This is a genomic window from Mucilaginibacter ginsenosidivorans (genome assembly GCF_007971025.1).
Taxonomy (GTDB): Bacteria; Bacteroidota; Bacteroidia; order Sphingobacteriales; family Sphingobacteriaceae; genus Mucilaginibacter; species Mucilaginibacter ginsenosidivorans.
This window is the reverse complement of record NZ_CP042436.1, coordinates 3,590,941-3,616,213: the sequence shown is the minus strand read 5'-3', so window position 1 is coordinate 3,616,213 and position 25,273 is coordinate 3,590,941. Positions and strand designations below refer to the sequence as shown.

Genomic DNA, 25,273 nt, shown 5'->3' with positions numbered 1-25,273 from the left:
GATGATTTTGGGGGCTATAAAGATTTTGTCGGCAGCAAAAAAAAGGCCGGGTATCTCACGCCCGGCCTCAGCTAAATCAATCTCAAAGTATGTATGTTCAGTTAAAATTTAAAAGTTAAGCCGATGTTTACCACGTAGTCGGCAAATGCTGCATCGCCGTGGGTATAAGTTCCAGTTAGCTGCGTAGTTCTTATGTCCGGTACGCTTTGGGTACGGTCACGCATAATGGCTATCGGGAAAAAGCCATATATGGCAAAATTCTTAAACCGGTAGGTTACGCCGGGTTCAGCTGACAAAATATAACCGGGCCTCCTGAAACCATCACTATTACCCAAAAGGTCCTTAACTGGTAAACAATCATCGCGCACACCAGCCGAGAAATCAAAACGATTAACTGACCAGCTTGCGCCAATGCGGACCAGGTATTGATCAGGAACACTTTCAACATCACCAGTCGCAGCAATTGTATTAGCGCTTGGTGTACTAAGCGACCTTGGTGTTCCATTGACATCTCTTGGATTCGCCAGGTAGAAAAAATTACCGTAGAAACCGAACTTGTGTGTGATGTTATAATAGGTATTTATTTCGAGGGCTATACCGGTGCCACCGTCACCCAATTGGATCGACTGGTCAACCGGACCCAGTAATTTGGTGGTGCCATCTTTCTGTAAAAAATAGTCCTGCAAGTTATATGCACCTGTTGCAAACTTAGCGCCCAAACCAAGCTGGATATTGAAATTGTGGATCTTTGCAGGATTTAGCAGCCAATAATAACCTGTTACCCGTATATCACCTAAACCGAAGGTATGCGTACTGAAACGGGTCCCAGGCTTATTATTCAATTGTGAGCGGCTGTTATCGGCAAAAGGGATATCTACAGCTAATGCCCAGCGATCATTAAATAAACGGGTAAAAGTAAAATCCTGGGTCACTACTTTATTTATCACGTTGTTCTTGTCGGCAACGCGTTCGGTTTGTTCTGCCTTCCCCACGAAGTGCCGGAACGACTTGTAATAACGAGTGTTGCTGTTGAACAACCAGGCGCCTGTCTTTACGGCGCTGTCGGGGTGTTCGTCCATCGTGCAAAGTCCGCCTGTGCTCCTAATGGCCACACATCCCTGTGCGAAAACGTTGGTTTGATTAAGCAATACGAGAAATACTATTGTGGTTAAGAATTTTAGGGTTGATTTCATGATATTATTTTTAGGTGTCTGTTGTTGTGTGATGTTAAATCATTTTTATACTTGCTGGTACTTTTACTCTTTTACCGGCAAGTAAATTTGATGCGGGCAGCGCAAGCCATAAAGCCAGTATGGCGCCGTAGCTTCCCCCGCGCTCTATAAATTCAAATAGTTCCCAATGAGGGTAGAACAATTCGCTGCCCATTTTCCATACCAGGAAAGCTAATAGCAAAGGACGTAACGGTTTGATGAGCACTGAAATGGCGGCCAAGATTTCGAAGAGGCCAACAATGTGTGCGACATTAACGGGGTTTGAAAAACCAAGTGATGTATATTGCTCAACTATTCCTTTCTTTTCGATAAGATTGAGCCACCCGTGACCAATAAAAAGCAGGCAAACAATTATTCGTAAACAAATGACCATGCGTTTCCGGGTATCGGGGCTTATTTTTACATCCGGACTAACCCTGGTAAACCAGCTTTTGATATCTCTCAGGTTAAAGCCGCTTAATAATAACAGAGTAAACGGAGCGCCGAAATTCCCCGCCCTTTCGATAAACTCGGCAAACGGTTCGCCCGACATTGGCCTGCAAAATGCAGTAACTGCTCCCCAAATCATAAGCCATCCTAAAACGGCTCTGGTAGGATATAGTAATATGGATATTCCCATGAGAATGTCGATAGCGCCAAGCCATGGCATTAACTGTGTCCCTAAGACAGAATTGATCCCGAATACGGCAAAATAGTTCAGCCATATTTTTTTACCGATGATACCAAAAGTTCCATGACCGATAAAACACATGGCCGAAGCAAAGCGCAGGGTGTAGTGTATTTTAGTTTCGTTATGTTGTAATGTTAATTGGTTCATGCTTTTATCAGTTATTCAGTTTTAGTTTTTGCCAAATGAGTTCCCCTACCTGTTTACCTTGTTTGGCCCCCAGCAGCGAACTGTTCAGGTAGTGTATGCCGCCATAGAACCGGCTCATTGCCGTCTCGTCCGAGGCCTTGATGAACGATTTGAAGTCCCGCTGCAGGCCGATGTATTTCAGGTCGCTGGTGTCATGAAAAGCATAGTTGTCGCCAAATTCATGCGTCAGTACCACCGCCGATGCTGCTGATATGGTGCTGTGCCCTGCCGTGTATTCCGGGAAGGGCGGGGTTTGCAGCAGCGGCAGCCAGTTGTGGTCCACCTTTTCGTTGATCACCGTTACCGGCCTTACATAGGCATAGGTGTATTTTACTTCCCAGCAGGTGATGAACGATTCGAACAGGGCGATCGAGGTCAGGGCATAGGCCTGGGCCGTTTTGGTGGCGCTGGCTTTGCTTTGCCTGCACGCTATCGTGGTGATGCCGATCCAGTGGCCTCCCGGGGTGATCTTCTTGTCGGCAAACATCATGTGCCCGTTGTGCATTACCACAAAGGGGTTATCGTCCCAGTAACGGGCTATCGTTTCCTGTTCTTTGGTCAGGTGCTTGTTGGTGTCGTAAACCTGTTTGGCCTGTTTAAAGAAGGCGCTTGTCGTATCCTCGCTGTAGGGCGGCGGCGGTGGCGGCATCAGTATTTTGGATGATTCGACCAGCAGCGGGCGCATATCGCCCCAGCAGTATTCTACCCCATCCATATAATCGGGTGGTGTGGGGCGCCATTTGCCCGGGCTGTTGCTGCCCAGGTATTTGGGTTTGCCACGGGTTTGGGGGTAATCGTCCTTCATGGCCCGTTTCAGTACCGTGTTGCCGATCTGTTCGCCCAGCTGCATCGAATTGGTATAGGTGGAATCGGGCAGGGCGTCTTTATATTCTCCGTATACCTTGTCCTCGTATCTTTTCAGCGTATCGATGGAGAAGGTGACCTTATGAGCAACGGTGAAAAAGGCTTTAGTGGCTGCCAGCACATAGTTGTAGCTTTTGCCTTTCTGTGGTTCGGGCATTTTCTCAAAGTCGCGCAACTGTGCGGTGATCGAGGCCAGTTTCGGGTCGGCATAACGCATGGCTTCGTAGCTGGCCAGGTTGGTATAGCCGTAAATCCGGCTGGCTACAGGCGGGGTGAATACATCGTAGATGATCACCTGTGTCAGCGCATCTTCATTGGCATGCAAAACATCGGCACCCGGCGGTAAGGTGCTCTTGCGGGTGCAGGAGCCCAATACCACACAAATGACTAATAACCCGATCTTATTTAGAAACTTCATTACAAAATAGTTTATTAATTACTGCTTATACCGGCCCCGTCCGACATTCCCCTCTGAACCGCATACTGGCCGACTTCCGCGCCCGTCATCAGGCCCACTTCTATATCCTGGCGTGTATGAATACCACTAACAAATCTTGAAAGTGCTGCCTGCTGCGCCATATTGGTAAATTTGTTACCACGGTCGGGTAATAAATACGTAAGAACGGTAGCCGCAGCAGCGCTAAAATTGGAGTGACCTGAGCTATATGACGGGAAATTGGGTATGCCGGTCAGTGTTTTGATCTGATCATTTATTTGGGTTGGGCGCGGATTAAAATAGAAATACTTGGTGTCCCAGCAAACGATGGCTGCATCCATTTCGGCCATATTCAGCAGGGCAAAATTTCGCGCCCAACGCACTTCGCTGTAATTTTGCTTGACGAATTCATCAGCAGCAATAGCATTCCAATGTCCCGGTGGAGTATAGGTACCTATACCATCGGCCCAGAAAGCTGTCAGGTCTTTATTGGCCCTTGTAGCATTTTTAGTATAACTTAGTACTTCATCATTGTCCTTCTTAAATTCTGCCGAACCAGTAGCATGTGGCGGCCCCGGCCTTAATGCAACAACTGTCAGCGTATCAAACAAAAATGGCTTCACTTTAGTAAACAATGGAAGCATCGGCGGCCTCCTTGGGCTTTCCAAACTTATCCAGGCTATCTCACCTTTTGCTGTAGTTTGTGTTGCCAATTGCGCCCAGTAAGCAGGGGTGCCAATTGCCGCTCCGGCTTTATCCGTACGTGCACGGGCCGTAAATACATCAGCTACCTGTTTTCCCAGTGATTCACCAGCATCCAATTCACCTCTCACATTTGCACCGGCCATAACGCGGTATTGTTTCTCTTCAGCTGCTTTTTGTTCTATATAAGCTATCTCCGTTGGGAAAAGTAATTTCATCATCTCAACAGCTGCGCCAGATACAACAGCGTCCTCGCTTGGATACGAAGGCAGATCGGATTGCGGAATTAATGCCTGGATACCCGCATCATTTTTATAAGGTGCCGGCCTGTTATAAAGTTTCTTGAAATGATAGGCGGCGATCAAAGCGTCATACTGCGCTGCGCTCACATAGGCATACGCCCTGGCTGCAAACGGCGGGTTTGAAAATGGGAATTGCGGGTAATTAAATGGATTAGCCGAGCTTGGAGCCGGGTAGGTACCATCTGGATTTTGATACGGTGCAAGATTGTATTTTGCCACCAATTGGCGCAAAATTTGATTCCACCGTAATACTGCACCGGCGCTCCAATACTTGATTATTGCGCGTTGATCACTCGTCAGGTTTCTCTGGTAACCTTTTATCTCGTTCAGATCGGCGATATATGCTGGTGAATTAACTGCATCTGGCGCAGGAACGCTGAATGCCTCCGGATCGGTTATAAGTACAGGTTTCCATGTATCGGCATTCAGGTCAAGATTTGACGGTGCAAGGGCCGGGTACACAGTGGTCCGGTCGATAATATCCTTTTTGCATGAAGTGAAAAAGGAAGCCACAACCGCAAAAAATAAAATAATAGAATATCGTAAAATTGTTTTCATCGCTTTAGTTTTTATTGTAATTAACCTGCGGTTGTTTTTTTGAAAGACCGAATATGTAAGTGAGGCTACTGTGAATAATATTACTTTGGCCAACATTTCTCCCATTGGTTACATATTGATCGCCTGCGGTCAGCTCGAGCCCATAGAAAGATTTCAATCGAAACCTCAGGTTTATCCCTACACTGGTCATATTCATCCTGTTACTTGGAAAAGGCATATCGTTCTTGCGGATATCAAAGCCACCTAATGAAGTGCTTATATCGCCAACCGCCTCTGCAATAAAATATTTGCTGCGATAACCTGCCCTGAAATTGTAATCGCTCATATTAGGTAATTCTACCTGGTCGCTGTAAATAAGATGCGTAGTATAGTATGAATTCCTGTCGATCGTGATGTTACTCCTTGTTGTATATGCTCCCGAGCCGGTGAAAAATACCTTGCCATGGAGATAGTCGACCACCAACCGGCCGGTGAAGTTTTTACTATGACTGCCCAGCGCAAGCGGAACAAAGTCAGCTTCGTAATTATTGACAGGGATAGAACCTGTCACACTGGCAAAAAAGGTCAATTTATTACTTCCGGATTTAAACTGATAGGCCTTCCATTTTACATTGAGGGACAGATCCTGTATACCTTTTTCGCCATGAAGCGTTCCCGCCGATGCATGTGTTGTAACGTACGGCACGCTTAAGGTGGCTATTACATTGTTGGTAATGCCGTAAGTGGCCCCGATACCGATAGCCTGGGTGTTAAGCGTTCCTATATTGCCGTTGTCTCGTTTAAAAGTTCCCTCCCAGTAGTTTGTCCAATTGGAAGTGCTGTAGGATACTCCGGCGCATATATAATTTTTAGGTATCATTATACCGTCGTTTTCCATTTGAGCCGATGCGGAATAACACCATAATAAAATACAGCTAAAAACTGCGGTGCATTTATAAAAATGCTTGTAAAAAGATTTCATTTATCTTTTAATTAATTATTAAATTTTGATTTTAATGGATGCAAGTTCAAACAGCCACACATGCCGGGTAAAGGCAAGCCACGAAAAGCTGTTGCGTGTAAAAACCGCTATATGCTACATTTCCTATCGTAAATGGAAATACATATCAGTTACCTGAAAAAGGTAAATGAAACATGTTTGAAGCTAACAGCAGTTTCAGCAGGAAGTGTTTGGCGGTTTGCCAGGCGACTCGATATAAGGATGGTCGGGGTGTTGTACTGAATGGTAAGCTATGGGTTTAGCCAGCTCTGTAAATGACCGGTTGTCGTCTTTTAACAGCTGGTAAGGTTCGTTGTATAACTCAATCAATTTTTTAGTGACCGGCGCAGCGCCCTTTTTACTCAAAGGCACATCGTTAATGTCTTTGGCAATAATCAGGTTAGCTTTTACAAGCTTATCTTTAACATGGTTTGGTAAGCAAAGCAACGACATGGTATCCCTTGTCATTTTTATGCCTACGTAATTGTAATAGCCGTCGCTCAGTTGAATCTGACCAGTAATGTGCTCATAATCAGCCCAGTCCTGTATGGTTGGCATATGAACGGGCACTTTTAATTCGATAAGTTTTGCTGAACTTTCCTTGTTGTCGTACATCCGTTTTACGATCTCGACATCCGACCGTTGAATGAAATACTGGAACACCAACGTGTAACCTCCCAACATAAAAAGATGGGCTCCGAGGAGTACTATGGCAACCAGTTTTTTCAAGAAAAGTTTATAATCAATGGTTATTTGACGGTGAAAATATGGAATCAAAAACTTAAATGCAAGTAATTTGTTACAATTTGCCAATATTTATGACGGTCAGGCTGGCCTCAACCCTGTTAATGAAGCTTAGAATAAGCTAAGCTGACCGGGATCTGAGATATTTCTTTCCCTGGTTTGCAGTTCTCCAAAATTAGATAAGGTAACACCCAATAGTCGTATCCTCGCATCTTCGGGTTGTGTATTCAGTAATAGTTTCTTGGCCGTTTCGCCTATGGTGGTCAAATCGCCTATGGGTTCCGCAAATGATTGGTTACGGGTTATCTGCCTGAAATCGTTGTATTTTATCTTAAGGGTGACGGTTCGTCCTTTCAGATTGTATAGCTTAAGCCGGCTTGCAACAGTTTGTGATATCTTGTCTATCTCGTTGTACATCTCATCAATTTCAGTGAGGTCGTACGGAAAAGTGTCCTCTGCCCCTATCGATTTGGTTTCGCGGTTAGGCTGTACTTCACGGCCGTCAATACCACGTGTAATCTGGTAATAAAATCGCCCGGCCTTGCCAAAATGTTTTACCATTTCATCTTCACTTAGCTTTTTCAGATCAGCGCCGGTATGCAGGCCCATCCCTTTCATCTTATCTGCTGTTACCTTACCAACACCAAAGAATTTTTCTACCGGCAACTTCTCCATAAAACTTTCTACGGATGACGGGCCAATAAACGTCATACCGTCGGGTTTATTGATATCAGAAGCGATCTTGGCTACAAACTTATTAATGGATACGCCGGCGGAAGCTGTTAACTGTAATTCATCTTTAATAGCCTGTTTGATCTGCTTCGCAATATCAATGGCCGAGCCAACGCCCTGTTTATCTTCGGTTACATCAAGATAAGCTTCATCAAGTGACAGCGGTTCGATCAGGTCGGTGTGGCGCCTGAATATCTCTCTTATCTTTTGCGATACTTCTTTATACGCCGCAAACCTTGGTTTGACGAAGATAATGTATGGACAAAGCTGCAATGCTTTTTTGGACGACATTGCCGACCGCACGCCAAATTTCCTCGCCTCATAACTGGCAGTGGCAACTACCCCGCCCCGGCCTTCCGGCGAACCGCCGACGGCTATCGGCTTGCCACGATATTCAGGGTTATCCCGCTGCTCCACTGATGCGTAAAACGCATCCATGTCGATGTGGATGATCTTGCGGTATGAAGTATTTTGCCTGGCTTCCATTGTTAATTGATAGCCGAAGATAAATAATCACTTACTGATTAAAACCCGAAACGTAGTCGAAATCTTCTTATTACCACTCAAAATCCACCTCTCTCCCATTCAGCTTCCACTTTGCCGGTAACTGGTTATTCATCCAGTCCAGCGGCTCGCCGGTTGGCTGTACTTTGGCTGCCTGGGTAAAACTTAGTTTGATAAAAGCTTTCTGTTCTTCGTGCAGTGCCGCAGGATCTGGCGAAACAAATAAAGGCGTCCCGCTTTCAGCTACCAATTGCATCCACTGCTTATTCTTTTCCCAGGGGATATCATTGGTAAGGCCCACACAATCGGCATCAGTCGCATAAAAAGCGTTATGCTGCGGTATCCTGAAACCAAGTGTATTTACCCCCATTTTACGCGTTCGCTCCCATTGCTTCCCGCTTGTATCGTCGCCTATACGGTTCAATTCAAACACACCTGCCGACAAATGACTCACCGTATTGCATCCTATAACATACATATCATCGGCCGCCTCGCGAATAGCGCCGTACAGCTCATTCATTATTTCAGCTGTCGTTTTTGTTTTATCATAAAAACTCCATCCCGGCGCAGTAAGTGTGTCCGTCATCTGGAAACCCCACTTGCCCATAATATCATAGGTAGTATAATCATGCTTCACCAGTTTGTAGCCCCATTGTTTGTACAGCGAGATATTATGTTTCACTCGCGCCGTATTTTCAGCAATGGTCGGATCGAGTATAGGCGACTTTGGGTCATCCCTGCCGGGGATGGATGGCAGTAATAAGGTTTTTGGATCATCATGTTTGGCACAAAGCGCCCGGGTCCATAAACCGGGCTGCATACCCAGTTTCTTGATATCATCGGCCATCTTGGTCATATCTCCGAATTTTTCATTCGGTTTGGAAAAATCATCCATAAAACCGCCATCGCCCGGTAACAAAGGCGAGTACGTGGCCCAACCGGCATCGATCACCGAAAAAGGCCGGTTACCGGTATCTGTCGCCAGGTCGGTCATCAACCCAGTTATCTGCTTTATCAGTTCAGCCGAATTATTGCCATAAGCAAAATACCAATCGTTAATACCGTAAACAGGTTTTTGCGTTAATCTCGGGTTTGGGCACATCGTTTTGCAAAAACGCTGCGTTGTTGCAAATGCAGATTCACCATGGGCGCTTTTTGTTGTAATAATATCAGCCGCGTGCAGTTCGCGTTGTCCCAACTGCACCCCCACTCCACCCGAAGCGGTATCCATAACCAGTTCGATCGAATTACCGGTTAGGGCCCACCAGCATATCGTGTTACAGCCGGTCTTCACACCATATCCTGTCGTCGATATCCCGTCATTGATCATCATGTACCACGGGCACTTTTTCATGATATAATTCAATGTCCATTGCAGGTCACCATACGAGCGTTCCCAATGGTCACCAAATATTTTAACCAAAGGAGCCTCTTGATGGCGCCATTTGGCACGTACTGCATTCAATTCCATCGCCGGTGACGAAACAAAGGCTGATAACGCCCCGCTGTTGTGACTGAGTCTAACCCGGATATCCTTATAAGTAAATACCGATCCGTTTGATGATTTAAGCTTAAACCAATTGGTTCCCGATTTCCCCCAAATTTCGTCGGGCATATTGACTACTGGAAGATTAGTATCCGCATAGGAGGTTAAGCGATTAAAAATAAGCACCGCACCTGTGGCTGTGGATAGTTTTACGAAATGACGTCTGTTCATCAGGGGAAAAAATTGGCAGGTGAAATTAACAAAATCGGTAAATCTTTTGCTTGCAAATTAAATTTAATTAATTTGGAAAAGAGCTGATCAAACTTTATATATTGCGTTTGCTTAGCTAAATGCGCCGTTGCTTCACGGTAAAGCATCATCAATTGTAAATTTTACGGGTTTTAATCAAACAAAAAAGTCATGGCATCCGACCGCAGGAAATTCTTGAAACAATTAGGCAGTACAATAGTGCTTACGTCAGCAGGCCTCACCTCTCTGGCCGCGCAGGAAGAGCATGAACGCAGGATATTACAGGCGCAAAAGCGTGTAATGCCTAATGACAAGATCCGTATTGCTACAATTGGCATGGGCATAATGGGTTTTAACGATACCCGTGCTGCTTTAAGTGTACCCGGTGTTGAACTTGCTGCTTGCTGCGACCTGTATACCGGCAGGTTAACGCGCGCCAAAGAGCTTTACGGCAACGACCTGTTTACTACCAGGAATTTTCACGAAATACTCGACCGCAAGGACATCGACGCAGTGGTGATAGCCACAAGCGATAACTGGCACAGCCGTATAGCTGAAGCCGCCATGCGAAAAGGCAAAGCCGTATACAGCGAAAAGCCTATGGTGCATTTGCTTAGCGAAGGGCTTAACGAAATAAAAGTGCAGCAGGAAACAAAAATGGTTTTCCAGGTAGGCAGCCAAAGGGTAAGCAGCCTGGCATTTGCCAAAGCTAAAGAACTTTACCAGGCAGGTGCTATCGGGAAGTTAAACAGTATCCAGGCATCATTTAACCGGCAAAGTGCCCTGGGTGCCTGGCAGTACACCATCCCGCTTGATGCATCTCCGCAAACCGTCGATTGGGATACCTTTCAGGCGCCGGAGGGCACAAAACTTCCGTACGATAGTAACCGGTTCTTCCGCTGGAGAAATTACAGGGAATACGGTACCGGTGTTGCCGGCGACCTTTTTGTGCATTTGATCTCGGGCATCCATTTTATAACAAATTCCAAAGGGCCGGACAAGATCTATTCCGTTGGCGACCTGGTTTACTGGAAAGACGGGCGCAATGTTCCGGATGTAATGAACGCCATCATCCATTATCCCGATAGCCCTGAGCACCCCGCTTTCCAGGTATCACTGCAGGTTAACTTTATAAGCGGCGAAGGCGAGGTTGGTTACACGCGGTTTGTTGGCTCCGAAGGTGTTATCGATATTTCGGATGATACGGGTTTCACCATACATAAAAACAAAATGCCGGTAGCACCTGGTTACGGCGGCTGGGATTCGTTCGATACTTATCCAAAAGCAATGCAGCAGGCTATAGCCGACGATTACAATAAAAAATATTCAGACGCTGATAAACAAACACCAAAATCCGAAACTACGACTTACCATCAACCCGAAGGTTCCGATTCATCCCACGACCATTTCGTGAATTTCTTCGATTCCATGCGCACAGGCAAACCGGTAGTTGAAGATGCAATATTTGGGTTTAGGGCAGCGGCACCTGCACTGGCCTGTAACGAAAGCTATTTCCAGAACAAAGTGATCCATTGGGACCCTGTAAATATGAAACTGGTCTGATACAACTTATTATAGCAAAACAGGATCGCTGCAGGCTAATATTACAGGTATATTATGCATCTTTTACGATATCTTACTTTATATAAGCACTGTAATTCGTTCAGGTTCAATTTTTTCATCAGAGTTAAAAAATGTTGATAAATATTTATTAACTTATTGATGTTTAATTACTTAACTTAGTATCGTATTTTCGTACTTACGCCACCCTATTAAATGAACTATGAGCAAGCTGATTTTGATAGACGACGAACCTATCTTTCATAAGATAGTTCAAATGACGCTTAAACATAGCGAACTTTCAAACAAAGCCACTTATAGCATGGATGGCGAGGCGGTACTTGACTATCTGGAGGAGAAAAGTTCCGAGACTACCTCATTACCTGATTACATTTTCGTCGACCTGTACATGCCCCGTTTCAGCGGCTGGGATTTTTTGAATCGTTTTCAACAGATTTATCAAAGCCTGAAAAAGAATGTCAATATCTACATTGTATCCTCTTCGATAGATCCACGCGACATCGACCGTTCTAAAACCTATCCATTTGCCACCACTTTTATTTCAAAACCTGTGATGAAAGAGGTATTTGAAGGCATCAGCATAGCCTGAACCCAAACCAATTCCTGATTTTTCCCTCTGTTACACGTACTTGCCGGGAGCGACTATTTTTTACTAAATAATTTTATATTTTAGCGGTCCGATAACAAACCAGGCTTACATTTTTTAGTCAACCAAATCCATTTAACTGTTTAACATCTATTTGATGAAACTGATTACTACTTTTTTGTTATCGCTGAGCTTAGTGTATAATGTACAATCACAGGATAACAAATCACTGAAGACGAGTCTGGAAAAGGTAAGCCTCGAATTTTCCCTGAACAACGAGGGAAGGCCCCTTTATTCAGTTTACTATGCCGACAAGATCGTTATTAAACCATCCGCATTGGGCTTTACATTAGCCGATAATAGCGCCTTTGATAAAAACTTTGAAATAACCGGTTCAGAAACGTCATCATTTGACGATACATGGAAACCTGTTTGGGGCGAGGTTAGCAGCATCCGTAACCATTACAACCAGCTTACTATTCACCTGAAACAAAAGGGCTCGAATAAACTAATGAATATCATCTTTCGGGTATTTGCTGATGGCATTGGCTTCAGGTATGAATTTCCGCGACAGACCGGCTTAAAATATTTTATAGTTTCAAACGAGCTTACCTCCTTCAACATGGCCGGCGATCACAAAACCTTTTGGATCCCTGGTGATTATGACAGCAACGAATACTTGTACACCACCTCTAAATTAAGCGAGATTGACAACAAACCTGTTGTCGACGCCGCAACATCCATCGCCGTGCGCGTAGCACCTGATCGTTACGCCGTACAAACCCCTTTGATGATGAAGAGTGCGGATGGTCTTTACATTAATATTCATGAGGCCGCCCTGATCGACTTTCCGGCCATGCAATTGCATGTTGACCGGAGTAATTACAGCCTCACCGCGAATCTCGTTCCTGACGCCGTTGGCAACAAAGCTTATGTACATGCTCCCTTCAAAACGCCCTGGCGAACCATTATTGTAAGCGACAAGGCAGCAGATATACTTTCGTCAAAATTGATACTGAACCTAAACGAGCCATCAAAAATTGAGAACACGTCGTGGATAAAACCCATGAAATTCGTTGGCGTTTGGTGGGAAATGCAGACCGGAAAAAGCACCTGGAATTACGCCAACGATGCCGACACGCTGGATGCGTACGGGCGGTTAATACCAAATGGCAGGCATAGCGCCAACACAACCAATGTAAAAAAATATATAGATTTTGCTGCTGCTAACGGTATAGCCGGCGTTTTGGTAGAAGGCTGGAATACCGGCTGGGAAGATTGGTTTGGCAATTGGAAAGAACATGTGTTCAGCTTCGTGACCCCCTACCCTGATTTTGACGTTAAGGAACTTAGCCGCTATGCGGCATCAAAAGGTGTTAACATCATTATGCATAATGAAACATCAGGTTCGGCAACGGATTATGAACGACAAATGGATACTGCTTATCGCTTCATGAATAAGTTCGGCTATACCTCAGTTAAGACGGGTTACGTAGGAAAGATCATCCCCCGCGGCGAGCATCACGACGGGCAATGGATGATCGAACATTACCTCAGGGTAGCACAAAAGGCGGCCGACCACCATATCATGCTCGACGCCCACGAGCCTGTGCGGCCAACCGGCTTACAGCGTACTTATCCTAACTGGCTGGCAAGTGAAGCAAGCCGCGGTAACGAATACAACGCATTTGCCGAAGGCAATACGCCCGAACATGAGACCATAATGCCGTTTACCCGGTTCATCGGCGGGCCGATGGACTACACACCGGGCATTTTCAAAATAAAAGGTTATTCCAACGTTCCCGGTCGGCAGGTACACACTACATTAGCCAAGCAACTGGCTTTATATGTGGTATTGTACAGTCCACTTCAAATGGCTGCCGACCTGCCAGAGAATTACGCGCAACACATGGATGCATTCCAGTTTATAAAAGATGTAGCTGTTGACTGGGACGATACCAAAATATTAGAGGCCGAACCCGGCGATTACATCACGACGGCACGTAAAGCAAAAGACACACCCGACTGGTACATCGGTGCGTTAATAGATGAGAACAGCAGAAGCAGCACCATATCTCTTAACTTCCTTGATAAAGGCACTAAATATGTTGCCACTGTTTATGCTGATGCAGATAATGCTGACTGGAAGGATAACCCGGAAGCCTATAAGATCACCAAATACCTTGTTGATTCAAATACCAAAGTCAAGCTAACGCTTGCAAAAGGCGGTGGTGCGGCAATAAGTATCAAACCCGTTACTACTACAGATAAGGGGTTGAAAAAGTACAAATAGATACAATATAGTTTTATCATTTGGGAAATGATATAAAAAGAGAGCCCCGGCATTGCCAGGGCTTCTTATCAACTAAACCTCAGGTTATCTCACGACCAGAAGCGTCTTTACGCGGTGATTTTCCGCTTATTTTTTTTCATTTTGCGGCGTAATGCCAGCTTGTTTTATTTTGGAAACCACATAATTTCCAACCATTTGCCCCTCGGTCACACCGCTGTTCACACTTTCTAAATAATGTATACCACCGTAATAACGAGAGACCGAAGCTTCGGCAGCTGCATCGCGGAAAGACTTAAACGAGCGCTGTCCGCTTCCAAAAGGTATTTCGGTAACATCAGTGTACGAAAAATTATCCCCCAATAAATAAGTTAACACTTCCGCCGAGGCATTGGAAATAACAGAATGTGCACTGGTATATTCAGGGAATGGCGGCGTTTGTAAAATCGGGCGCCATTTGACATCCATATACCGGTTGATATAAGTCTCAGGCCTGATGCGGTTGCTGCGATATTTTTCATCCCAACTGCTGATGAAGGCATCCATGATCGTACTGCCTTCAATGGTTAGAGACTCAACGGTCTGATCGAAACTGAGTTTCGCCTGGCGGCAGGTTAGCCCTGTTACATTCATCCAGTGCCCGCCGGGGCTTATCTTTTTAAAACCGATCATCATATGGCCCGATGTGGTTATTGCAAACGGATTACAATCCCAAAACAGGGCTATATTAATTTGTTCGGTTGTTAAGTGCTTTGATATATCATAAACATCTTTGGCATGCTTAAAAAAAACTGAAGCGGTATCTTTACTAAAAGGTGTAAGCGCTGCCGGCCGGAACTGGTTTGCCGAATCGATCAGCATCGGTTTAATGGTTTTCCAGTTAGGTTCAACAGCTTCAAAATATCCCGGAGGAGTCGGATACCAATAGGCATCCCCTTTTAGCGGTGTATACCTTTTAAGCGTGCTCAGTTTATTGTAATGATCTGTTTTCGAAAAATTGACGATAGATACCGTCGCCAGCTTTGCAACCTTTATCGAATTGTCAATAATATCTTGTTTTATCCCCAATCTTTGAAGAAACTCGACAAAACTATCCTGGTCATCCTTTAACATATAGCCTGAAGGCAGCAATTGCCTGCCAATTTCCAATATGCTGTAATATGCAGCTACGCGATAATCATATTTGTAACTTATCGTGTCTAGCGTATTATCGGGATGATAGCTTGTGATAAAACTTTGTAAAGGAGGAATATGTTTATTATTGGCACTTACGATATTGTAGGCCCCCTGCATACAATAGGCATAATAACGCGCAGCAACGGGCGGGCTTGTTACATCATGTATCATCACCATCGTATTGGAGTTGATGGCATGATCGGGCCGCAGATAATCAGGATAAGCGTTCTGATCGTCCTGGGCGAAACAAGGCATAGCCAGTGAGGCCCAAACTGTTATCAAAACTAATTTAAAACAAGTTTTCATTCTTTATAAAATTGTAACGGCCCATCGGTGAGCCCTACCAGTAAATAAATAGCATTACCGATACTGGTTTCAACCGCTGATTTTACATCTCCAATAACCGATAGTCCGGACGCAGGCTGATCAATGTATTTAAACCCTCCCTTTCCGTCTCCTTTTAACAGGCAACCATAATTGGCATCGAAACTTCCCAATTTAAGGCGGTTATCAGAATGATTACCCAACATCAGTATATCCGTAAAGCCATCGTGATCAAAATCCCCTGTAACTATCTGGCTAACCGGCGAAAATTGGGCCTCCACAGGCAACGGGGCAGGAGTAAATTTTCCGTCATGATTAATGAAGAGTGTTGTTTCGGTTGTATTCACAACTAATTTCCCGGCTTTCGAAAGCTCCTCAGGGCTGAAAATATCATTGATCGTAGCGTCGGCATACACCTTATATGAAGGGAATTTTTTGCGCATAGAATACATTTGTTCGTTCAACTCGTCGCGGCTTACAAACGGATAACTTTTACCTTGTATATAGAAGCTAAAGAATGGGTCGATGGAACCATTGTTGTCAAAATCGGCATAATAAAGCTCGGCAGGTTCCTTTTCAGATGCACGCACCTGTGAGTTTAAACCCAGGTTACCAGCTACCAGGTCGGGCTCCCCGTCGCCATTTACATCCGCAAAAGCCATAGAAAACCAAAAACCACTTTGCGGTTTGCCAAAATAATCAGTTGTCTTATCCTGGAAGCCGGCAGGCGTATTAACAAATAATGAGATGGGCATCATTTCGCCGCAGACAACCAGGTCTTTGCGGCCATCTTTATTAAGGTCAACCCATTGCGCATCGGTAACCATACCTAATTTATCAAACGCCATTTTTCCTTTGGTAAATTTTCCTTTGCCGTCATTTATAAGCAGGTAACTTTCAGGTGCAGCCGGGTACTGACCAGGTATAACCCTGCCACCTACGAAAAGATCAATATCACCGTCCCCATCAAAATCACATGGTCTGACACACGATTTGCTGTCAGCATTCATCACCGGCAATGCGTTTGGTGATAATACAAAGCCACCCTGGCCATTATTCAGGTACAATTCGTCCTGCAAATCAGGAGTATTGGGCTCATACAGCGAATAACCACCTTTAGCTATGTACAGATCAGGGTTTCCATCCCCGTTAGCGTCAAAAAAGACGGCGGCTGATACCGACCCAATATTTTCATTGCTGCCCCTGGTAAGTCTTACAATTCTATACTTTGCTCCCGGTTGCTGCAAATATATTGTGCCCGGACTGCCCTGTTCGCCACTTATAAAAAGGTCTTCTAACCCGTCGTTGTTTACATCGGCTTTGGCAATTACCGGTGATGTTTTTGAATACATAAATAACATCAGCAACTGTCGTTTAAAGTCGTTGATGGTTATATCTTCAGGTTTAAAGTCGATCAGGGCATCAGAACGTTTAAATATAGGCTTAACAGCGACAGCTACAGGCATATAAGGTTTTGAAGCGGCGGGATAAGTAATTGTTAATAATTGATCTGCCTTAACAAAAGTCAGGAGTTCGGAAGTTTGGTCGGGCCAGATGACGCGAACAGAATCAACCGTTTTATTATTTCCTAATCCAAAGTTCAATGTGGTTGAAACACAGGACAAGTATCCCCTGTTGGGATTAACTTCCTGGTACTGTAGATTTTTCTGAGTATATACATAAACCTTTGCACCTATGGCATCGGTGTTTTTCGCAGCCCCCTTTAATTTTACGGCGAGGTAATTGGTATGATTGTTTTCGCGGCTCATGTTTTGATAAACCGACGCGGGCTGATTGGTATTATTGATCACCAAATCCAGGTCCCCATCGTTATCCAGGTCGGCGTAAACAGCGCCGTTTGAAACTGAACCATCATTTAAACCCCATTCTGTCTGTTTATTTGAAAAAGTCAGATCATGGTTATTCCTAAAAATGTAGTTAGGAAGTATTGTTGAAGGCATGGCCTTAACCAGGTCCATCAATAAGAAAGGCTCGCCGGCAACAGCTTTTTTTATCTTATAATCGCCCCAGTAACGCAAAAAGTCCTTATTGGTATAATCTCTCAAATAGCCATTGCTGATAAAAATATCCTTATAGCCGTCATTATCAAAATCGGCAATAAGCGGGCACCAGCTCCAATCGGTATTGGATAATCCGGCCAATTGCCCTATTTCGCTGAATGTGCCATCGCCGTTATTTAGCTGTAGCATGTTCCGCATATATTGTTTATACAGTCCCTGCGTTTGCATCAGGGCAAAGGACTCGTAGTTTTCTTCTAACTGAAGTGATTTTTGACGGTGATTGTCCTCCGGTAGCATATCCAGTGTCATCACATCCGGCAACCCGTCGTTATTAAAGTCGGCTATATCTACACCCATCGAAAAGTGGGACATGTGCCTGAATAGTTGTTCCGATTTTTCGGTAAAAGTACCGTTGTGATTATTGATGTATAAATAATCCGGCTCGTTATAATCGTTGGTAACGTAAATATCGGGCCAGCCGTCTTTGTCGATGTCCGCTATGGCTACTCCAAGGCCGAATGTAAGCGGATTCTGAACGATACCAGCTTTATTGGAAACATCGGTAAAATGCCCACCATCGTTGCGGTACAACTTATTACTTGCAAGAGCATCGGTCTGATCCTTATACCTTGCCAGTTCCATATTGTCTATCTTTTTTACATTATGATTCAACAGGAACATATCAAGGTCCCCGTCGTTATCATAATCAAAAAAAACAGCCTGGGTGCTGTAGCTTGGGTCGTCCAACCCATAAGCTTTCGCCTCTTCTTTAAATTTATTGTTCCCTTGGTTAATAAACAACTGATTACGGCGGGCATCATCACTCGTTTTGCCCGAATAACAAACGTAAATGTCTATCAACCCATCGCCATTTACATCAGCCATAGTGACGCCTGTCTTCCAGCTTCCGCTCCGGCCGGAAAGATCGGGGCAGGCATCTTTGGTGATATCCTTAAACTTCATTTGCCCCAGGTTCAGGTACAGTTTGTTTGCACCCATGTTACCTGTAAAGAATATATCGGGCAGACCGTCATTGTTTATATCGCCTACAGCAACCCCGCCGCCATTGTAAAAATATTCGTACGACAATACATTTAGCGACTCCGTTTCATTGATATCGTTGCTGAATTTAATATCAGTTTCTTTTGATGACAGGAGCTTAAATAAGGGCTGTTGGGAATAGGCAGCGATGCTGTTTAAACTTATAAATGCCGGGATTAAAATGATCTTGGAAACGTACCTGGAAAAAATTGAAATAGCAGCACCCATCATAACCTGTTGATCTGATATATAAAAGAAGAAACGCCTGTAAATTTAACAAAATAAGGAGGGAGACAATATTGTCTCCCTCCCTGATAATTAGATCGTCTTATTTATCCCACCAAACTCTGGAGGTGAATAGATCGCCGCCGGTAAGTTTACCAACAGCAGCGTTATAATTTGCGCCATTTGTTGACGGCAGACTAACAGGATATTCCATTCTTCTTGGGATACTACCATCAGTAAACTGACCCGGGTAAGTTACAGGAGTAAGTACCGGGAAGCCCGATCTCCTCCAGTTGGCCCAGGTTTCGTTGAAGTTGAAAGTAGTTGATGTTTCTACAAAGTACTCCATGTTGATCTGCTGCAATGCAGTTGCGGGAACCAGCGGATGCGCTGCAACATAAGTGGTTATAGCAGTTGGGTCTACAACAGCCTGTGCAGTTTTGTTCAACTGAGCAAGCGTCAGCATATCAGCAGTAAGCGCATTAGCATAGTGCGTAGCTGCTGTTCCGGTATTCCAACCCAACGTAGCTGCTTCTGCAAATAACAACTCGGTCTCCCCATAGGTAATAATATAGTTCGCCCTGTTACGGTCGTCATACACCGCAAAACGGGGACGTGAATACTTACCATCTGGTGCCGCAGCGTCTCCGCTTACGGAAGGATCGGCCGGGCTCGTGCCAGGGTAATTTGGGGCGTGTGATATATCAGTGGCGCCGCCATTCTGATCGTAACCATTCGGCATACCAATTTGCAAGGCAGCTGTACTAACGCCAGGCGCTTCGTTTTGGTTAGCCGCCTTACCGGTACCAGCAGACACTTCTCCAACCGCGCTTATGCGCGGATCGTTTGTCGATTGTAAATAGTTCATCAATGTTGCAGACCAGCGAACTTCCCTAAAGTCGTCGGTAACCAACAAAGCTGCAGCATCCGAGTTACCGTTGCCATTGGAGTAGTCGGTATATACTTTGGCGTCGTCAGCAACCGAGGACATAGCTCCGCCGGCATAAGCCATTTCAGCATATTTCTGAGCAGTTGCTGCATCGACTTTGGTTAAGCGCATGGCAACCCTTAACATTAATGAATAACCCAGCTTTTTCCATTTCGATATATCACCGCCATAAAATAAGTCGGCGGTAGGCGCCGCTTTTGTCGCGTCAAGTGCAGCTGTTGCTGTAGCAAGCTTATCTAACATATCCTTGTAGATGCTCTCTTGTGTATCAAACACGGGCTGAGAAACACCTGCTTTCGCCTGCAACGCCTGCGAATAAGGAATGTCGCCATAGGCATCAGTAATCCGTTCAAACATCATTACCAATAATATGCTACCACAATTGTCAAGATTACTGTAAGCTGCATTTCCGGCCACTAAATTCTTCATTTCATAAACCAGCGTAGCAGCTCCATAGCTTGTGTTCCAGGTACGGCTTTTATAATCCTGGAAACTTCCGCCGTATACATATTTATCACCGTTGCTATAGTAGTTATAAGTACCGGCAAGTGATTGCGACCACATGCTTTGATACAACAACTGGTCATAACCGGTATTTGAGAACTGTATTTGAGCCTGCGACATCAGGAAGTTTGGATTGAACAGGCTCGAGCTCGTAGCATTTGGATTAGTATTTAGTTTATCGAAGTTTTTCGTACATCCAACACTAAGAGAAACGCCCGCCATTACGAGGCAACTATATATAAGTCGTTTTTTCATGTCTTTTAGTTTTTAAATTTGAAGTTTAAGTTTAAGCCAAAGGTCCGGGTAGATGGTAGGCTTGTGCCTTCGATTCCGGCATACCTGATGTCAGGAGAGAAGCCGGATTCCGGATCGATATTATCAGTATGCTTCATAATGGTCCACAGGTTACGAGCTACGAAAGACAGCTGAACTGTGCTAAATGGAGTTCCAACCATCAAGCTTTTTGGAAGAGAGTAACCAAAAGTTACCTGGCGCAGTTTTATAAAGCTGCCATCCAGAACGTTCAGAGCCGAAACTCTTTGGGCCAAAGCCTGATAATAGGTTTGTGCATTAACATTTGTAGTATTTGCTGAACCGGATTCAGTCACACCTGCACCTACAACACCACCATCACGACCGGGAAGAGTCATTTTGTCTAAACCGCGGTAAATTGCGTAATAGTTGGTTGCAGACAGTATCTTGTTACCAAACCGGTAATCAACAAGGAATGATAAATTGAATTGCTTGTAATTAAAGCTGTTGTTCAAACCACCATAAATTTTCGGTACTGTACTACCCATTGGTTTCAACCCGGTTGCTTCAGGCAAGCCGCTTGAATCATAAACTATCTGGCCCGATGCATCGCGCTTGTAATCGTTAGCCATTACCTGCGGGCCTGCCATACCTACAACAAGTGCAAGGCTGGCATTCAACGGACGATACGTTCCGAAACCTACATTATTGTTCTGCACGTCGGTGTGCAAAATTTTGTTGGATACGTAAGTGAAGTTAAATGATGGTGTCCAGCTGAAATCTGATGTCCGGTACGGTGTACCATGAATTTCTAATTCGATACCCCTGTTTTGAGTAGATCCTGTACCCAGATACTGGTTTGTATAACCGCTCGAGATGTCGATACTGCCGTTGATTATCTCATTATGCGTTTTACGTGCAAAATAGGTCAGGTCAAATCCAAAACGGTCGCCCCAGAATTTCATTTCGGTACCAGCTTCAATTTCGTCCAATGTATATGGTTTTAAGAACAAGTTTGGTAACTGCTGGCTGAAACCACCTGCGGGGATGCCGTTAATGGAGTTGTTGATATTATAATATACCGCAGTTGCATACAGGTTTGCAGGCTGACCGCTGGTTTGTGCATAAGATAAACGCACCTTACCAAAGTCGAGGCCATTGATGTGATACAGGTCAGAGAAAATAAAGCTACCTGAAACAGACGGCGAAAATATACTCCGGTTGCTCGATGGCAGGGTGCTGTAAACGTCATAACGGCCTGTTGTACTTAGCACAAGGTAATCTTTGATGGCAAAGTCAGCAGTATAGTAAGCCGAGTTTGTCTGCAACTGACCAGGTGTACCCGAATAACCACTGCTTCTGCTTGGAAGGTTGGTCAAACTGTAGAAGTAAGGGATAATAAAGTTACCACCGTTGATATTGGTGCCGTCAACCGTATTCTTACGGATGTTACCACCCACAGACAGATCTAAATTAACCCAGTTTTTGATCAGGTCGTGCTTTGCATTGATCAGCACGTCAGAGTTCAATTCTGTTATCTGGCTGTTGGTCTGTGATATACTACCGTTTCCGCTTACATAAGCAGTTCCGGTCGGCGTAATGTCAATTCGCTTGTCGTTGATATTGTCATAACCCAAACGGCCCTGCAGGTATAACCAGTTAAGGATGTTGTATTTACCCGACAACGAGCTTATCAAACGTGTCCTGCTTGTTACGCTCGAGAATTTGTAAGCAGCAAAGTAAGGGTTTGTAACATAGATATCGTTCGTAAACGAGGTTTCTTTACCTGTAGCGTCATAACCTGGCGCAAGAATACGGTAATCTTCGTTCGGAGCTATAAACTGAACGTTATTCGGGTTACCCGGACCGTCGCTCAAACCTGGTCTGTTGTTTTCATTATCAACGATGTAGTTTGCCACTACGTTTACATCGAACTTTTTGGTTACCGATTGCGAACCGTTGAAGTTGAATGTTTTCCTGTCCAGGCCACTATTAGGTACAATAGAATGGTTATTCAGGTCGGATACTGATAAACGGAAAGCACCTGTTTCACTACCGCCTGTAAATGAAGCTGTGTTAGTGAAAGTGTATCCTGTTCTGTAAAAACCGATATAGTTTTTCGATGGCAATGAATATGGATGGTCTTTACCATCAAACTGCGGCACCATAGAGCCGTCGAGTTTGGCACCCCATGCAAGGCTGCCATCATTCAGAGCGTCGGCAGCATTTAATGGTTTGTTGCCGAATTGGCCCTGGCCGTAAGTAGTTTGGAAATCGGTGTTATCTACCGGTTTATCTGCCTGGTAGTTGGTGTTAAATTCAACACCGAAATTAGAATTCTTCTTACCACCTTTGGTAGTTATCAGGATAACGCCGTTGGCAGCACGAGAACCGTAAAGAGCCGATGCAGCCTGTCCTTTCAGAACGGTCATGCTCTCAATATCGTCCGGATTGATGTTGGCTATACCGTCCCCATAGTCAGCACCGCCCCATTCGCCCGATGCGCCTCTTTGAGTGTTATCCATTGGCACGCCGTTAATAACAAATAAAGGCGAACCTGCGCTGAAACTGGTCACACCGCGTAACAAAATACGGGCTGATGAACCAGGACCACCATTGGTACCGCTGATACTTAAACCTGCAACGCGGCCTTCAAGTGAATAGGCTACGTTGGATTCTTTAGCTTTATCCAGATCGCTGCCGTTTACCGTAGATACTGAATAGCCTAATTTTCTTTCATCTTTCTTGATACCCAAAGCCGTCACCACAACTTCGTTAAGGCTTTTGCTTGATGCAACGAGTGTTACGGTAATAGATGTCTTACCGCCTACAGGTACTTCCTGAGTCTCGTAGCCGAGGTAAGAAATTACCAATACCGCGTCATCCGGCACATTGATGGAAAACCCACCGTTAATATCAGAAACTGTCCCGGTAGTAGTTCCTTTTACCTTAACGGAAACGCCGGGTAACGAAACTCCTTGTTCGTCAACCACTTTACCGGTAACCACTTTGTTGTTAACAACATCATTTTTACCGGTAATAACTATCAGGTTATTACTCAATTGAGTGTAGGTAAACTCGGAATTCGCGAGCAATTGATCAAGAACAGAGGTAACATTTTCATTCTGTACATTAATCGAAATGTTTTTTGCAGGGGGTATTTTACGTTCACTAAAAACGAAATGGTAATTCGTTTGATCCTGAATAGCAGAGATGATCTTTTTAAAATCGGCCGATTTCAGGTTTATGGTTACTTTTTGCTGGGAATAAACATTAGCTAATGATTGCAGGTTGAATATTACCAAAAACACAAATATCAATTTCATTATCAATAGAGACTTAAATAGCCAATATTTATCTCTTACACCCTTCAGGTGTTTAAAATATTTCATACTTTTACTGTTAAAGGTGAATGATTAAATAGCTACAGTCGGTTCCAGAGACCGTAGCGTGATTAATTATCGGATTTTCATCTTTCACGGGAGTTACTATCAGTAGCTCCCGTTCCTGTTTTTGAGTATTTTTTTCAATCCATATGCTCTTAATTTAATTAGGGTTAATAGATATAAACTGTTTCGTTTTTATACTTGTAATTAAAAGATTCTATCAATTTCAGCGCATTCAATGCCTCGAAAACATTCTCCTTCACAAATACGCCCGTAAAATGATAGTCCCTGGTGTCGTCGTTTTTAAATTTGAATTTTATGCCATACCATCTTTCCATCTGGTTGGCAAGGTCGCCAAATGCTTCATCCTTAAACACAAGCTCGTTATTAACCCACGAAGTTTCCACAATAGTTGTGTCATTTGATTTTAAATGGGTTAAGCGGGTAAGCGAGTAATTGGTATTAACCTCTTCAGGCAGCGCGGTCAACCTTTTAGTCCCCTCCTTTTGAAAAGTCGTGTTATTTAATATCAGTTTTTCGTTGGGTTTTAGAATGATCCTGTCCGACGGTCTGTCAGATAAAGTCACTTCTATCGCACCTCTTATCAATGTAGTTTCAATATTCTTATCGTTGGAATATGATTTGACATTAAATGCCGTACCTAACACCTTGATATTCATTTTACCGGCATGCACGATAAACGGATGGGTATGATCTTTAGCTACGTCGAAAAAAGCCTCGCCGCTTAAATACACTTCGCGGGTTGGACCTGTAAAAGCAGAAGGATACTTTAATACTGTTTCCGAGTTCAACGTAACTACCGACCCGTCTGTCAAATAAATTTTCGACTTAGAACGGCTTGGCGTTTTAGTAACTGTTATGGTTGGTGCTAAAGTGCTTTTATAAGAGTAAGCGGAATAATAATGATACAAAAAAACGCAAAGACCCAACAATAATATTGCGGCGATACTGCGCCATATGATAGGCATTCTTTTCACACGGCCTGTCTCTTGTTCAGGATCATCCTGAATTTCTTCTATATCAATACGGCTTTTGACCCGCTGAAATATCAGTTCATCGTTAGAATATTTTTCCTGGTCCTGTATCCAATATCCTTTGAAGAAATTGTACTGTTGCCTGCATTCCTCATCCTCAGCCAGAATCTTATTCAATTCTGCCAATTCACTTTCGCCGATCTCGTCTGAAAGTCTTTTACTGAGTAACTCAATAAATCTGTCGTTTACCATTAAATGGAATGCCTGTTTTGAGCTAGGACAAAATTTTATTGCAAATT

Annotated in this window: 16 protein-coding genes; 3 read left to right on the top strand and 13 right to left on the bottom strand. The window is 44.2% G+C overall.

The window, feature by feature from the left end; translation table 11 throughout:
* Positions 1–101: 101 nt before the first annotated feature.
* The 8 genes from FRZ54_RS16550 to FRZ54_RS16515 all read right to left on the bottom strand — a co-directional run bounded on the left by FRZ54_RS16550 (position 102) and on the right by FRZ54_RS16515 (position 9,524).
* The gene (locus FRZ54_RS16550; protein WP_228462520.1) at positions 102–1,193 is read right to left on the bottom strand and encodes a transporter; all 1,092 of its coding nucleotides are present in this window, start codon (positions 1,191–1,193) and stop codon (positions 102–104) included.
* Between the two features lie 34 nt (positions 1,194–1,227).
* Positions 1,228–2,049, bottom strand: a complete 822-nt coding sequence (locus FRZ54_RS16545; protein WP_147032690.1) for a DoxX family protein — start codon at positions 2,047–2,049, stop codon at positions 1,228–1,230.
* 7 nt (positions 2,050–2,056) lie between these two features.
* Positions 2,057–3,370 (bottom strand): vanadium-dependent haloperoxidase, encoded by a 1,314-nt coding sequence (locus tag FRZ54_RS16540; RefSeq protein ID WP_147032689.1) that lies wholly within the window; start codon positions 3,368–3,370, stop codon positions 2,057–2,059.
* Between the two features lie 14 nt (positions 3,371–3,384).
* The gene (locus FRZ54_RS16535) at positions 3,385–4,950 is read right to left on the bottom strand and encodes a phosphatase PAP2 family protein (RefSeq protein WP_147032688.1); all 1,566 of its coding nucleotides are present in this window, start codon (positions 4,948–4,950) and stop codon (positions 3,385–3,387) included.
* 4 nt (positions 4,951–4,954) lie between these two features.
* Positions 4,955–5,809, bottom strand: coding sequence for a hypothetical protein (locus tag FRZ54_RS16530; RefSeq protein WP_147032687.1), 855 nt, complete (start codon positions 5,807–5,809; stop codon positions 4,955–4,957).
* A 297-nt stretch (positions 5,810–6,106) separates the two neighbouring features.
* Complete coding sequence (locus FRZ54_RS16525; RefSeq protein WP_147032686.1) at positions 6,107–6,658, bottom strand: hypothetical protein; 552 nt, start codon at positions 6,656–6,658, stop codon at positions 6,107–6,109.
* 126 nt (positions 6,659–6,784) lie between these two features.
* Complete coding sequence (gene dinB / locus FRZ54_RS16520) at positions 6,785–7,891, bottom strand: DNA polymerase IV (RefSeq protein WP_147032685.1); 1,107 nt, start codon at positions 7,889–7,891, stop codon at positions 6,785–6,787.
* A gap of 70 nt (positions 7,892–7,961) precedes the next feature.
* Complete coding sequence (locus tag FRZ54_RS16515; RefSeq protein ID WP_147032684.1) at positions 7,962–9,524, bottom strand: alpha-amylase family protein; 1,563 nt, start codon at positions 9,522–9,524, stop codon at positions 7,962–7,964.
* A gap of 291 nt (positions 9,525–9,815) precedes the next feature.
* Between FRZ54_RS16515 and FRZ54_RS16510 the strand changes: the two genes are divergently transcribed.
* From FRZ54_RS16510 to FRZ54_RS16500, 3 genes are all read left to right on the top strand, one after another.
* Positions 9,816–11,207 (top strand): Gfo/Idh/MocA family oxidoreductase, encoded by a 1,392-nt coding sequence (locus FRZ54_RS16510; RefSeq protein ID WP_147032683.1) that lies wholly within the window; start codon positions 9,816–9,818, stop codon positions 11,205–11,207.
* Between the two features lie 220 nt (positions 11,208–11,427).
* Positions 11,428–11,814 carry a response regulator gene (locus tag FRZ54_RS16505; RefSeq protein ID WP_147032682.1) on the top strand — a complete coding sequence of 129 codons (387 nt, stop codon included), beginning with the start codon at positions 11,428–11,430 and terminating at the stop codon, positions 11,812–11,814.
* Between the two features lie 154 nt (positions 11,815–11,968).
* On the top strand, positions 11,969–14,104 hold the full coding sequence (locus FRZ54_RS16500) for a glycoside hydrolase family 97 protein (RefSeq protein WP_147032681.1): 2,136 nt from the start codon (positions 11,969–11,971) through the stop codon (positions 14,102–14,104).
* A 126-nt stretch (positions 14,105–14,230) separates the two neighbouring features.
* On the opposite strand, the gene FRZ54_RS16495 is transcribed toward FRZ54_RS16500, so the two are convergent.
* From FRZ54_RS16495 to FRZ54_RS16475, 5 genes are all read right to left on the bottom strand, one after another.
* Positions 14,231–15,583 (bottom strand): vanadium-dependent haloperoxidase, encoded by a 1,353-nt coding sequence (locus FRZ54_RS16495; RefSeq protein ID WP_147032680.1) that lies wholly within the window; start codon positions 15,581–15,583, stop codon positions 14,231–14,233.
* Complete coding sequence (locus tag FRZ54_RS16490; protein WP_228462519.1) at positions 15,580–18,894, bottom strand: VCBS repeat-containing protein; 3,315 nt, start codon at positions 18,892–18,894, stop codon at positions 15,580–15,582. Before FRZ54_RS16490 ends, FRZ54_RS16495 begins: the two co-directional genes overlap by 4 nt.
* 97 nt (positions 18,895–18,991) lie before the next feature.
* Positions 18,992–20,596, bottom strand: a complete 1,605-nt coding sequence (locus tag FRZ54_RS16485; protein WP_147032679.1) for a SusD/RagB family nutrient-binding outer membrane lipoprotein — start codon at positions 20,594–20,596, stop codon at positions 18,992–18,994.
* Positions 20,597–20,601: 5 nt separating this feature from the next.
* The gene (locus tag FRZ54_RS16480; RefSeq protein ID WP_147032678.1) at positions 20,602–23,985 is read right to left on the bottom strand and encodes a SusC/RagA family TonB-linked outer membrane protein; all 3,384 of its coding nucleotides are present in this window, start codon (positions 23,983–23,985) and stop codon (positions 20,602–20,604) included.
* A gap of 164 nt (positions 23,986–24,149) precedes the next feature.
* The gene (locus FRZ54_RS16475; protein ID WP_147032677.1) at positions 24,150–25,226 is read right to left on the bottom strand and encodes a FecR family protein; all 1,077 of its coding nucleotides are present in this window, start codon (positions 25,224–25,226) and stop codon (positions 24,150–24,152) included.
* Positions 25,227–25,273: the final 47 nt, after the last annotated feature.

What these genes read in the sequence shown, in the direction of transcription:
- FRZ54_RS16550 (WP_228462520.1), bottom strand. Translation starts at nt 1,193, where the DNA reads ATGAAATCAACCCTAAAATTCTTAACCACAATAGTATTTCTCGTATTG.
- FRZ54_RS16545 (WP_147032690.1), bottom strand. Translation starts at nt 2,049, where the DNA reads ATGAACCAATTAACATTACAACATAACGAAACTAAAATACACTACACC.
- FRZ54_RS16540 (WP_147032689.1), bottom strand. Translation starts at nt 3,370, where the DNA reads ATGAAGTTTCTAAATAAGATCGGGTTATTAGTCATTTGTGTGGTATTG.
- FRZ54_RS16535 (WP_147032688.1), bottom strand. Translation starts at nt 4,950, where the DNA reads ATGAAAACAATTTTACGATATTCTATTATTTTATTTTTTGCGGTTGTG.
- FRZ54_RS16530 (WP_147032687.1), bottom strand. Translation starts at nt 5,809, where the DNA reads ATGATACCTAAAAATTATATATGCGCCGGAGTATCCTACAGCACTTCC.
- dinB (WP_147032685.1), bottom strand. Translation starts at nt 7,891, where the DNA reads ATGGAAGCCAGGCAAAATACTTCATACCGCAAGATCATCCACATCGAC.
- FRZ54_RS16515 (WP_147032684.1), bottom strand. Translation starts at nt 9,524, where the DNA reads ATGCCCGACGAAATTTGGGGGAAATCGGGAACCAATTGGTTTAAGCTT.
- FRZ54_RS16510 (WP_147032683.1), top strand. Translation starts at nt 9,816, where the DNA reads ATGGCATCCGACCGCAGGAAATTCTTGAAACAATTAGGCAGTACAATA.
- FRZ54_RS16505 (WP_147032682.1), top strand. Translation starts at nt 11,428, where the DNA reads ATGAGCAAGCTGATTTTGATAGACGACGAACCTATCTTTCATAAGATA.
- FRZ54_RS16500 (WP_147032681.1), top strand. Translation starts at nt 11,969, where the DNA reads ATGAAACTGATTACTACTTTTTTGTTATCGCTGAGCTTAGTGTATAAT.
- FRZ54_RS16495 (WP_147032680.1), bottom strand. Translation starts at nt 15,583, where the DNA reads ATGAAAACTTGTTTTAAATTAGTTTTGATAACAGTTTGGGCCTCACTG.
- FRZ54_RS16490 (WP_228462519.1), bottom strand. Translation starts at nt 18,894, where the DNA reads ATGATGGGTGCTGCTATTTCAATTTTTTCCAGGTACGTTTCCAAGATC.
- FRZ54_RS16485 (WP_147032679.1), bottom strand. Translation starts at nt 20,596, where the DNA reads ATGAAAAAACGACTTATATATAGTTGCCTCGTAATGGCGGGCGTTTCT.
- FRZ54_RS16480 (WP_147032678.1), bottom strand. Translation starts at nt 23,985, where the DNA reads ATGAAATATTTTAAACACCTGAAGGGTGTAAGAGATAAATATTGGCTA.
- FRZ54_RS16475 (WP_147032677.1), bottom strand. Translation starts at nt 25,226, where the DNA reads ATGGTAAACGACAGATTTATTGAGTTACTCAGTAAAAGACTTTCAGAC.